12 protein-coding genes and 1 tRNA gene are annotated in these 12,018 nt (G+C 35.9%); 6 read left to right on the top strand and 7 right to left on the bottom strand.

The features are described 5' to 3' along the window. Positions 1 to 409 precede the first annotated feature (409 nt). Positions 410 to 491: transfer RNA gene (locus BMX53_RS18520), tRNA-Leu, on the bottom strand. Between the two features lie 131 nt (positions 492 to 622). On the opposite strand from BMX53_RS18520, the gene BMX53_RS18515 reads away from it, so the two are divergent. Further along, complete coding sequence (locus BMX53_RS18515) at positions 623 to 2,011, top strand: dipeptidase (protein WP_038988075.1); 1,389 nt, start codon at positions 623 to 625, stop codon at positions 2,009 to 2,011. Between the two features lie 142 nt (positions 2,012 to 2,153). On the opposite strand, the gene BMX53_RS18510 is transcribed toward BMX53_RS18515, so the two are convergent. Continuing rightward, positions 2,154 to 3,128: a helix-turn-helix domain-containing protein gene (locus BMX53_RS18510; RefSeq protein ID WP_083394444.1), complete on the bottom strand. Its 975-nt coding sequence runs from the start codon at positions 3,126 to 3,128 to the stop codon at positions 2,154 to 2,156. A gap of 126 nt (positions 3,129 to 3,254) precedes the next feature. Between BMX53_RS18510 and BMX53_RS18505 the strand changes: the two genes are divergently transcribed. Then, on the top strand, positions 3,255 to 3,563 hold the full coding sequence (locus tag BMX53_RS18505; RefSeq protein WP_038988076.1) for a cupin domain-containing protein: 309 nt from the start codon (positions 3,255 to 3,257) through the stop codon (positions 3,561 to 3,563). 375 nt (positions 3,564 to 3,938) lie between these two features. Here the strand turns inward: BMX53_RS18505 and BMX53_RS18500 are convergent, their stop codons facing one another. Further along, positions 3,939 to 5,195: a glycosyltransferase gene (locus BMX53_RS18500; protein ID WP_074748406.1), complete on the bottom strand. Its 1,257-nt coding sequence runs from the start codon at positions 5,193 to 5,195 to the stop codon at positions 3,939 to 3,941. Positions 5,196 to 5,388: 193 nt separating this feature from the next. Between BMX53_RS18500 and miaE the strand changes: the two genes are divergently transcribed. Beyond that, a complete protein-coding gene (gene miaE, locus BMX53_RS18495) occupies positions 5,389 to 5,970 on the top strand; it encodes a MiaE family protein (RefSeq protein WP_038988078.1) in 582 nt (193 codons plus the stop codon). 59 nt (positions 5,971 to 6,029) lie between these two features. On the opposite strand, the gene BMX53_RS18490 is transcribed toward miaE, so the two are convergent. The 3 genes from BMX53_RS18490 to BMX53_RS18480 form a co-directional block, all read right to left on the bottom strand. Continuing rightward, positions 6,030 to 6,656: a DUF6266 family protein gene (locus tag BMX53_RS18490; protein WP_038988079.1), complete on the bottom strand. Its 627-nt coding sequence runs from the start codon at positions 6,654 to 6,656 to the stop codon at positions 6,030 to 6,032. Positions 6,657 to 6,882: 226 nt separating this feature from the next. Next, on the bottom strand, positions 6,883 to 7,347 hold the full coding sequence (locus BMX53_RS18485; protein ID WP_074748400.1) for a hypothetical protein: 465 nt from the start codon (positions 7,345 to 7,347) through the stop codon (positions 6,883 to 6,885). 34 nt (positions 7,348 to 7,381) lie between these two features. Further along, positions 7,382 to 8,176: a DUF4261 domain-containing protein gene (locus BMX53_RS18480; RefSeq protein WP_074748397.1), complete on the bottom strand. Its 795-nt coding sequence runs from the start codon at positions 8,174 to 8,176 to the stop codon at positions 7,382 to 7,384. Between the two features lie 662 nt (positions 8,177 to 8,838). Here BMX53_RS18480 and BMX53_RS18475 point away from each other — a divergent pair. The 3 genes from BMX53_RS18475 (at position 8,839) to BMX53_RS18465 (ending at position 11,678) form a co-directional block, all read left to right on the top strand. Beyond that, the gene (locus BMX53_RS18475) at positions 8,839 to 10,413 is read left to right on the top strand and encodes a hypothetical protein (RefSeq protein ID WP_074748395.1); all 1,575 of its coding nucleotides are present in this window, start codon (positions 8,839 to 8,841) and stop codon (positions 10,411 to 10,413) included. A 230-nt stretch (positions 10,414 to 10,643) separates the two neighbouring features. Continuing rightward, positions 10,644 to 11,045, top strand: a complete 402-nt coding sequence (locus BMX53_RS18470; RefSeq protein ID WP_074748392.1) for a hypothetical protein — start codon at positions 10,644 to 10,646, stop codon at positions 11,043 to 11,045. A gap of 189 nt (positions 11,046 to 11,234) precedes the next feature. After that, positions 11,235 to 11,678: a hypothetical protein gene (locus BMX53_RS18465; RefSeq protein ID WP_244154550.1), complete on the top strand. Its 444-nt coding sequence runs from the start codon at positions 11,235 to 11,237 to the stop codon at positions 11,676 to 11,678. Between the two features lie 24 nt (positions 11,679 to 11,702). On the opposite strand, the gene BMX53_RS18460 is transcribed toward BMX53_RS18465, so the two are convergent. Beyond that, positions 11,703 to 12,018 (bottom strand): IS66 family transposase (locus BMX53_RS18460; RefSeq protein ID WP_143061463.1); only part of this gene is annotated, 316 nt, incomplete at its 5' end.

Raw genomic sequence — 12,018 nt, 5'->3', positions numbered from 1 at the left:
TCCGTATGATGTATAGAGGGGTTAGAGATAAGAAGTTTTTTCTTTTTAGATTAACTAAACTTTTTGCTTAGTCCCCAACTTTTGCAACTGATCCGATACTCCAATAATAACATTCATTATTTTGAAACTAAAATAACATCAGTACAATCCCACCGCCTATTTTATTTTTAATTAATTATTCAAATGATATATGAAGTGTAAGAAACAATAATAAGCTTTCAGTATTAAAACTATTGCTCTCTAAAGTAAAGAAATACTAAGATTCATACTACCCTAATACTTGGTGGAAGATTATAATACAACAAAAGTTTAGGTATCAAATAACTATTTAGACATCTACTGGATCGCTAGTAAAAGTACTTCGCTTTATTCCATAAAAAAACCTCTTCGATTTGAAGAGGTTTACTTGTGCGGGTAAAAGGACTCGAACCTTCACACCTTGCGGCACCAGATCCTAAGTCTGGCGTGTCTACCAATTTCACCATACCCGCGTAATCAGTGGAACATCCTGTTCCTTTAAGACGTTGCAAATATACAACAGGTTTTTTTATCTGCAAGAAAAAAATAATATTTTTTTATTCTTAAGTTTGTAGGTAACAAAATCAATGTATCCTTTTATATTATGAAAGATTCAAAACAGTTTGTTCAAGAAAACAAGCAACGTCTTTTAGATGAGCTAATTGACTTATTAAAAAAACCATCTATCAGTGCTGATAGTGCGTACTCACAAGATGTAATCAACACTGCTGAAGCGGTTAAAAAAAGTTTAGAAGTAGCTGGATGTGACATAGTAGAAATATGTGAAACACCTGGATACCCTATCGTTTATGGTGAGAAAATCATTGATCCTGCATTACCTACGGTATTAGTGTATGGACACTACGATGTTCAACCAGCAGATCCTATCGAATTATGGACTTCTCCTCCATTCGAACCAGTAATTAAAACTACAGACTTACACCCAGAAGGAGCAATCTTTGCACGTGGAGCATGTGACGACAAAGGTCAGATGTATATGCACGTTAAAGCTTTCGAATATATGGTGGCTAACAATGCATTACCATGTAACGTGAAGTTTATGATTGAAGGTGAAGAAGAAATCGGTTCTGTAAGCTTAGGATGGTTCGTTAAGAGAAATCACGATAAACTTAAGAATGACGTAATCCTTATCTCTGATACAGGTATGATCTCTAATGAGCAACCTTCTATCACTACAGGATTAAGAGGTCTTAGCTACGTTGAAGTAGAAGTAACTGGACCTAATAGAGATCTTCACTCTGGATTATATGGAGGTGCAGTTGCTAACCCTATCAATGTGTTAACTAAAATGATTGCTTCTCTACACGATGAGAACAACCATATCACAGTACCAGGATTCTACGACAAAGTAGAAGAATTATCTCGTGAAGAAAGAGACGAAATGGCTAAACGTCCATTCTCTTTAGAAGACTATAAAGAAAAACTAGATATCGAAGATGTTTACGGAGAAGCAGGTTATACTACTAATGAGCGTAACTCTATTCGTCCTACATTAGACGTTAATGGTATCTGGGGTGGTTATACAGGAGAAGGAGCTAAAACAGTTATTGCTAGTAAAGCCTTCGCTAAAATCTCAATGCGTTTAGTACCTAACCAAGAGTGGGAAGAAATCACTGAATTATTCAAAAAACACTTCGAAAGCATCGCTCCTAAAGGAGTACGTGTAGAAGTAAAACCTCATCACGGAGGACAAGGATATGTGACTCCTATCGACTCTATCGGATACCAAGCTGCTGCTAAAGCGTATGAAGATACATTCGGAGTAGCACCTATTCCAGTACGTTCAGGAGGAAGTATTCCTATCGTAGCATTATTTGAAGAAGAACTAGGTTCTAAATCAGTAATGATGGGATTCGGATTAGACACTGACGCAATCCACTCTCCTAACGAGCACTTCGGAGTATTTAACTACCTAAAAGGTATTGAAACTATTCCATTGTTCTACAAACACTACACTGAAATGATGAAATAATTCATCGTTCACTATACACTAAAGCGGGTAAGTAATTACTCGCTTTTTTTATGTCTTATAGTCAAATCATTTACATCTTTTACTAACAGCAAGATTTATATCACATTACCCCCAATCCCAATAAAGATGCAGTATAAAACATTTAAACAAACAACATAAATGCACTAGGAGGCACCCCAAACTTTTTCTTAAACATAAAAGAGAAATGATTATAATGCTTATACCCCACTTGTGTAGCAATATCTACAACACTATAACTTCCCTTTGGAGCATCACGAAGTAATCTATACGCTTCATTCATTCTAACTTCGATAAGATACTCGTGTATAGTTAACCCAAAACACTGCTTAAATCCAGATTGTAACTTAGTTCTATTTATTCCTATTCGCAGAGACAACTCCTCTATAGAATGCTTCATACTATACTCAGTTGTCAATATCTCACCTAAATAATAATACCTATCTAGATCACTTTTTGCCATCCCATCTTTATCAATGAAGTTTAGACCACATTCTATTTGATGTAATTGCAAACCCAATAACAACATCACCTTACCCTCTACATATAACTGCCTAACTAATCCTGTATAAGGACAAGTATTAATCTCGTAGATAAGCTGTCTCATTTCGGGAGAAATAGAATAACTACCTTTACCTAGAACAGCTATTTCTTTATTAGACATACGTTTTAAAAACTCATAACTACTCTTAGAACTTTCGCTTAAGTTACTTCTAAGCCACTTTTCAGTTATTTCTATTTCAAAGCTTACCGCATTCTTACACACAGGATCATACAGATACCCATCTAGCTCTGGCAAATAAAACGTAGTACACTTACCACTTTCTGTTCTAACAGCAGCTTTAGATTCATGCTTTGACTGATAAGCAGTATACCCGTTAGACAACTCATAATGCATCTGTATATAAGACAAATCTCTATACACATACGTTTCTCTCTCCTTAGTGCGATTACTCTTGTAAAAGTGAAGATCTAACTCATCCGTTTTTATCTGTCGGTATTCCTGAGTAAGACTATCATCTGTTATAATACTATCAAACTCGTAGCTAAACATTCTACTAGATTCATCTACTCTTTGTCTATTTATACTCTGCCTCATATCCTTTCTGTTTAATCATTACATCATCTATATTCCTGCATAAAACATATTTATTACTGCAAAAACAGTATTCAAAGATAAGTAACTTTGATTAATTCTAAATAACGAGATAAAGTAGAACAACAAATGAATAAAATAAGCCTACCCCAAGAGTCAGAGAATCTTAAAGAATTTTGGCAATTAAAAAACTTAGGAAATATAAACAATCACACCATCAATCTGATTAAACTTCAAGGTGAATTCGAATGGCACTCACATGATAATGAAGACAAATTATTTATGGTAGTTGATGGTATATTAGAACTACACTTTAGAGATAAAGTAGTCACTCTTCACCCTAACGAATGCATCATTGTTCCAAAAGGAGTAGAAAACAAGCCTGTTGGCAAAGATGAAGTAACTTTAATGCTTTTCGAACCGAATAGAGCATTATAGTGACTCTTACCTATCGGTTCACAGAGGTAATTGTGAACCGATAATGTAAACTAAAACAATATTTCAAAGAACATCCTATGAGCAACTCATAAGGTATCTGATCGTCATCAAATACATTACAAAAGTAATTCTCTATAAAAATGTTCTTCTAATATGTGGTTATTATGCATTAATCTGACGATTATTACCCTATATGGCATCATTTAATGGGACACTATACCTATTGGCAATGAAAAGTTAAAAGAGTTATAGATTCAAAGTCTACCGTTTTTTCATATTCTGCATTACCTTCCCTATCGTCAAGGTAACACACGAAACTCAATACACATAGGTAAAATACAATTCCTGCTATCAACAAGAAGGCATAGACTTTAATTAAGAATTATCCTTATTCTTCTCCTGTATCCACATTCCGAAGAACTTACTACTCTGAGCAGTATGATGCTTTAGCACCTCCCCCATAAAGTTAATTCTACGAGTACTAACAAGATCCATAGACAAAGCCAATACCTTATCTAAAAACAACTGTTCGTAATGATTCCTATCATAGTTCTTAGCCATTATCTCGATACCATATTGTTGTTTTTCCTTCCATACAGCTTCATCAGTATATAGCTTAACAGCCTTATTTACGAAGTCTTCCACCTCATCAGCTATAAAGCCACACCATTCAAGGTCTCCCTTCATAGACTCTACCCCCACAGATGAAGAAACAGAAGGAGTACCTACATGCATCGCATCTATAAACTTCCCTTTAATACCAGCACCGAACGGAATAGGAGCAAGCATTACTCTCGCACTACTAATTACCTCTAGAGCATCCTCTGCCCTACCGTGTACTAAGAAGTGTTCTCTTTCATTGTTTAACTGCATCACCTTAGGAGCAGGATACCCCCCATAGATATGCATATTCACCTGAGGTAGTTTTTTTCTCAGCACAGGCCATATTACAGTCTTTAACTTCAACACAGTCTGCCAGTTGGGTTCGTGAATAAAGTTTCCTATAAACACAAAGTCCTTTCTACTCTCAAAGCTTTTCCAGCTATCCACATCCTTTTCACTAATACCGTTTTCCATAAAAGGTAAGAGCAGCAATACATTAGGATGAATATGAAACTTATCAATCAGCAATCTATATTCATAATCAGATATCACAAGTGTCAAGTCACAGCGCAATATACTTGCCAACTCCCTTTTCGTGCGTTCTGTATATAAATAATCCTCTAGATCAGTTCCTCCTTTTTTCAGCATCTCTTGGCGAACATACCTAAGGAAGTGCAAATCTTCTGTATCTAATATCGTCAATGCATCAGGACATTGCTCCGTCACTCTCCACCCGAACTGCTCTTCTATCATAAATCGGTCATACATCACCACATCAGGCTGTAGTTCTGCCAATGCCTTATCAGATCTCACATCATTTAACCACAGTTCTACTTCTATCACCCCATAAGGAGATAAATCATCACTGTGCTCGGCCTTCTTCGCAGTACTACCGAAGTAGATCTGCATACCCCAATCTTTAAAACATTGCAGCAGTTGTAGCATGCGTTTACCCGCAGCAGACGACTTAGACTCAGGCCAAACTGGCCCAATAATTAATATTTTCTTTCCTGATAAATTATCTTTCATAATATCACAAAAATAACGCTTAACACAGGAATAACTCCTTTATAAACACAAAAATTAAAACTTCAATAAAGTAAACTATATGCAAAAGCATATAATTAGAGCTATTTCGTTCATATTATATGCATTTACATATACTAACCACATTTTTTATCTCTCTAATAATTGCTATTTTTGCATAAAACGAAAAGGAATTATGCTTGGACTAAAACTATTAACAGACCCACGTTGGGCCAATATCGCTGAGTCTAACTTAGAAGAGATATTAACTGATCACTGCTGGTGTGAACAGAAGGCTGCTACTAATGCCATCACACTGATTACATACAACTCTGAACACGAAGACTTAGTCACTGCGATGACAGAGATAGCTATTGAAGAGATGCAACACTTTCAGATGGTACACAATATCATTAAGGAGCGCGGATACACATTAGGTAGAGAACGCAAGGATGACTATGTAGGGCAACTATATAAATTCTCTAAGAAAGACGGTAGTCGTAACGAATGTTTTATTGACAAACTATTGTTTGCTGCAATGATTGAAGCTAGAAGCTGTGAACGTTTTAGAACACTATCTCTAAATATCAAAGACCAAGAGTTAGCTAAATTCTACCATGAGTTAATGGTATCAGAAGCTAATCACTATACTACCTTTCTAAAGTTTGCAAAAAAATATACTGAAAAGGTAGACGTAGATAAGCGTTGGAAAGAATGGTTAGAGTTCGAAGGAGAACTTATCCAGTCTTATGGAAACAAAGAACACATACACGGATAATAACAAAAAGAGCTTCAGCACTACACTGAAGCTCTTTCCTATTATTACCTATCTAACTGCTATATCGCACCCACATAAGCACTAGTACTACTAAGTTTTTTCTTAGCATCCACTATCACTAGCCACACCACATTATTCTTAACCCATTCTGCAGGGATACTAGCACTAACCGACTGTGCCTTGCGCTGCACTTGAGCATCTATCACGTAGAACTGACGGTGATCCTTATTATAGACGATAAACATCATATTATCATCCTCTTTCGCCAATCCTATACCAGCATCAGACTTCCAGTTAGCAGACAGCTTACCACCCTCTACCTTTGCATCCGTAATTGTAGGAGCAGGTAACACCCCTTTTGTGATTACCACTTTAGCGTAGTCTATCTCTACATTACCATCCTTCTCTACTACAGTCTCCAGTAATTGATAAGACATCGCTAGATTAGTACGAGACCTCGCACCCTGATACTCCCCGAAGTACTTACCTGTCAACTGATTTAGAGGAGCTAAGAACTGAGACACTAGCTTAAACTTAGCACGTTGAAGTAACTGACCTTCCGTAGCAGCCTTACCACTTCTCTTAGGCAAACTTCGAATGATGTTTTTACCTCTCCAGTTCACCCCTACTACAGTACCTACTTTCCCTTGTACTCCACCTAATATTCCTTTTTTAATTTCTGCCATGATTTCTAATTTTTACTTGTTTATAATTTTACATTTTCAGACCCTTGCTCGGTAGCTACCCTTTCGCTTAATCTTCTGATACAAAACTATTTCAATTCAAAAACTATTTTTTAAAACATGACTTTTATGACCACATATGACCAATTTTGGTCACTTATGGTCGCAGATAGTAGGACACTATACACACAAAAAAAGCGAGATTTAAACCAAATCTCGCTTCTATACTTTAAAATCCAATCTTTAACCTAGGATAGACTTTATCATTACCACTAATACGTACTTTAAGACCAACATTAAATCCCTTTATCACAGGAACCTTATCCTCGTTAAACGGGAACGCATAACCAATGCCGATATCTATAAAGTTAAGTAACGAAACACCTACTTGAGGTTGTATATGCTTAGTAGTAACTTTAAGCCCATAAAACCCAAGGCCATTACCTTTCGTAACATCCACATAAGGAAGCCAGTGCCATTCTTTATAATAAGGCGTAGCCATCACCCCACCCCCTATAAATAACCATTTCTCCTCAGTAGTGATTACATCATACTCCATCCCTAGTTGCACCATACTATGAGTTCCCTGGCTATATCCAACATTAAATATTGGTTTATATCCAGACTCTCTAAGTTGACTCCATCCCATCATACTGATAAGAAAAGTCCCTAAAATGATAAGCTTATACCTCATAATAAATTGCTTTTAATTCGTATTGTAAAAGATATTACAGCCCTAGCTTTAATGTTTCTCCATTAAGGTTAACCCCTTTAGACAGTGTGATACTAATCCTTTGCTCCTCCGTATAACCAAAAGTCTCTCCATCTCTAAATGTCACATTATTCTCTAAGACATAACAGCACACATTACACAAAAAGCTGAATGCATCACCAGTAGCCATCTTTGTCTGTATAATCTCTAGCTCCTTAAAACCAAACTCCTCCATCCCATACGTGTATAAGGTAGTGTCCTCATGTCCAGCTCTGATACCGATATACACCCATAACGTCAGTGGTGTATCATTCTCCATTAATCTATCTTCATAACTAAGATACTCTTCCCTAGAGATCAGTAGCGTCTGCCCACCTTGATATACCCCTACAGCATTAGAAGTTGCCAGGATACTATACAGCACCTTAGACATTAGCATATAGCGGTCATACGTACTCTTATCACTCACCATCACACTCACGATCACATGACCAGACATTCCCTCTAGATCCTCCATAGCCGTAGGCCAGCTATACGTATACTTAGCCGTTGCCTCTATATCTTCTCTTGGTATAGCAGCAGACATATACGCGATAGCCACCATACTACTCTCTATCGTCAGTATAGCCGTATCATCACTATAGTCATCTCCATCTACCTTCATTCCCCATTGCTCTTTGAGATGAGCTATTACTTGTTCTATACTATACCTATCCCCATTTTTAAACATAGGCATAGAGAGTAATAATTTACTTTCTACAGTACTTTCTTGCGGTTTTTCCTTCTTCCTAAAGAAATCAAATAATCCCATAATTGATTAAGGTTTAATTAATGCGATAACAATATAACGACTAAAAACGAATCTATATTATCATTTATAGAACAAAAACTAACTAAATTCAAACCTTACTAAAAAAGAAAAAAGCCAAAAGAACTAACTTTTGACTTCTAACTACGATTAAGTAATAAAAAGTATTTAATATTTATCTTATCACTTACACTTATTAAATACAATGTCTTTTATCCTTATCGAATACTATTTTTACAGGCACTTTTAACTAACTACTCAATGCCATTTATGAATGTGTTTTTATAAATCCATATAGTGCTATATTCCTAATTATTCACAATTCTATCTACCATTGCTATAATTTGACAAACAACAAAACACTTTATATATATTTTTAACAAATATATATTATTTTAAAATAATTAATTAACCTAAATATAAATTATAACAAAACATAATTGATTAATATTTACAAAAAACCAATCAGAAAGCAATTATATTAAACACAGCAGTCTATTCATCTTTCAAAAAACAAACATATTATTCCTCACATTGCATTATTTATAAATCTTCACTTTATCAAAAAAGCTAATATTCTTCGCACCTAACGCAAAAAATCATTCGTTTTAACCCTTAATTTTACATACATTTACTCTAATAAAAACAATACTAATTTACCCAATATGAAGTTTATCCCATTTTCGGAGATAAAGCATTTACTACCAAATAATTGTTGGTATAAACAAGATATACCTGAACTACCTGTGCTATACTGTGAAGGGCATCAATACTGGGATGCTCCACTAGATTTAGACGAAGTAGTCAATGAAGAACACCCATCAGAGATTATTCCATTTATACTCGTGAATGGCAACCTGACTGTACCCCAAATTTACAATGAACACGTAGACGGCTCTACTGGACTAGTCGTACTAGGTAACCTAAAGACGAATAACATCGTCGTAGGAGGACAAGAGATATATGTCAAAGGAGACCTAGATGTAGCAGAAGTATTCTGGGGAGAGCACGACCACGGTAATCTAGTAGTCGAAGGCACTATCCGCAGTCGTCTATTTATTAATACAGACTATGGCGTAGATGACTACCGCTTCAGTATGAGAGAGAATATCGAAGTAGACTTCGTCCTTAATCACGATTTAGAACGTGACGTAGCAGATCCTACGGTTCTATTTCACCTGATCAAGCCTGAGTACCTATACACTAGAGAAGACCTAGACGATACGATATACTCTTGGCAAGATTGGCTTAAGACTGCTGATATCCTAAGAGCATTAGCTCAGAACCAATCTATCTTACTAGATACTCCTAACCCTGCCTATGCAGATGAGGCCTACCCATACGCATTCCCGAATAAGGACATCACACTAGACAATGTGATGAAACTAGCAGGAGGAACTATCTTTAATCAGAATCATATCCCTGACAAGGAAGAAATCAATATAGAGTACACTGAAGGACCTATGTATAAGCGTATCTCATTCTTTAATGGTGATCCGTATAGTACTACTGTATACTTTCAGTACGAAGACTTATATGCGATGTTAGTAACTATTGAGAAGAAGAAGTCTATTCTTCCGTTCTCTAAAGACTACACCGTACAGACCTTCTATAAATACCCGTCAGAACAAGGAAGTACTTGGCAACCTATGGTGAATACCAGTATTGCCGAATCGCTTACTATCGAATGGCAAAAGCTATTGAGAGAATACAGCGACATGATTGGTATCTATAATAAAAAACAGAAGATAGTCACAGCTATCAACTTTAACGAGATCATGAAGCGTCCTATCGTACAGCGATTAGGCAAGAGATACTATGAGTCTGAAGATTCTACTGTGTTCTATTGCGGACAGCAATGGCAGTTTAGACTAGAAGATAAAGCAGCAGGTCACGCACCGCGTATCACTATACATAACTATTTAGGTAAAGGTGCTGATGGAGAGAACCAATACGAGTACTTTCACTATGAACTGGAGCAAGACTCAGACCCGAAGAGCAAACCTTATGTACAGATCTACTATCAACGTGAGAAAGGTCCTGAAGCTGATGTCTACCTACTAGAGGTATGCACGCGTAGAAATATGCTTAAAGCAATCAACTACTTCATCTATCTACAGAAGTACATCGAACGTGTATGGATAAAAGAGGAAGTGATCTTAACAGAAGAAGAAATAAAACTACGAGAGGCCATCGATAAGGGTAATAACTATCTAAGAGGTATACTCGGACAGAGATAGGTTAGTTATGTGATTTTGTTGTTTTGCTTTTTTGTGATTTTGAAAAACTGAACATATCTATAAATAAAAACGGTTAATAACACAGAGGATGTTATTAACCGTTTTTACTTTTATATAAATTGTTTCTTCATACTATACATAAAGACTACCTCATCTCACACTACAAGATATGATCTACTTTATCTATAAAATGATAGGAAGATACCATTATAATAAATACTTTTGATTTTATGAGACATTTAGTATTATTAGCGAGTTTATTGATTGCAACCGCAAATTATGCACAAAGAATAGGTTCTGTCCAATTAACAGACATTGACGCTGAGTTTATCGACGTTACAGCAGATTACTTAGGAAACTCGCCTAGTAAGACTACAATCTACATTGACTATGGACAGCAAACCAAAAAGAGCTTTCCCTCTAAAGAGTATATCCTAAATGAGAACAATGATAAACCTATGTATTTCTACTCTGAGATCGGCATCATTAATTATTTTTATAAGTTTGGGTACACTCTTATTAAAATCTACAAAAGTGATGCATACCCTAAGAAAGGATTTATTTTTAGTAAAACACCTCTTAAAGGAAATAACACTGATACTCAAGATATATTTGCTGATTATAAAAAATAACCCCATTAACACGGATCAGCTTTCCTTGTCTTAAAGTCATATAATATATCTGTCTTTTTTCAGTATAAAGATTTATATGCAATATTAGTCACTATTGAGAAAAAGAAATCTCTTCTTCCATTCTCCAAAGACTACATTGTACAGACCTTCTATAAATACCCATCTGAACAAAGAAGTACTTGGCAACCTATGGTGAATACCAGTATTGCCGAATCGCTTACTATCGAATGGCAAAAGCTATTGAGAGAATACAGCGACATGATTGGTATCTATAATAAAAAACAGAAGATAGTCACAGCTATCAACTTTAACGAGATCATGAAGCGTCCTATCGTACAGCGATTAGGCAAGAGATACTATGAGTCTGAAGATTCTACTGTGTTCTATTGCGGACAGCAATGGCAGTTTAGACTAGAAGATAAAGCAGCAGGTCACGCACCACGTATCACTATACATAACTATTTAGGTAAAGGTGCTGATGGTGAGAACCAATATGAGTACTTTCACTATGAACTGGAGCAGGACTCAGACCCGAAGAGCAAACCTTATGTACAGATTTACTATCAACGTGAGAAAGGTCCTGAAGCTGATGTCTACCTACTAGAGGTATGCACGCGTAGAGTATGCACCTGAGCAAGTACATCTTGTGATATCTAATTATTCTTCTACATTATCCAGGATAAGTTTCTTGTAATTATGAGGATATAAGTCAGCGATATTCTTGTGGTTGATGGATTGAATATTTTCAAGAACATACTTTAGCCATTTATATGGATTAATGTCATGCTTTTTGCAGTTAGCAAAAAACGTATAGGCCATAGCTGCTCTTTGTGCTGCATCATGAGAACCGGCAAAGAGATAGTTTTTACGACCAATTGCTACAGGTCTGATTACATTTTCAACAAGATTATTGTCTATCTGCAAGTTTCCATTGTGTAAGTAATCACTTAGATTACTCCATCTTTTTTGAGAG

The sequence above is a fragment of the Myroides marinus genome, assembly GCF_900109075.1.
Classification (GTDB): Bacteria; Bacteroidota; Bacteroidia; order Flavobacteriales; family Flavobacteriaceae; genus Flavobacterium; species Flavobacterium marinum_A.
The sequence above is the reverse complement of the archived record's forward strand: the minus strand, read 5'-3'. Positions and strand labels throughout refer to the sequence as shown.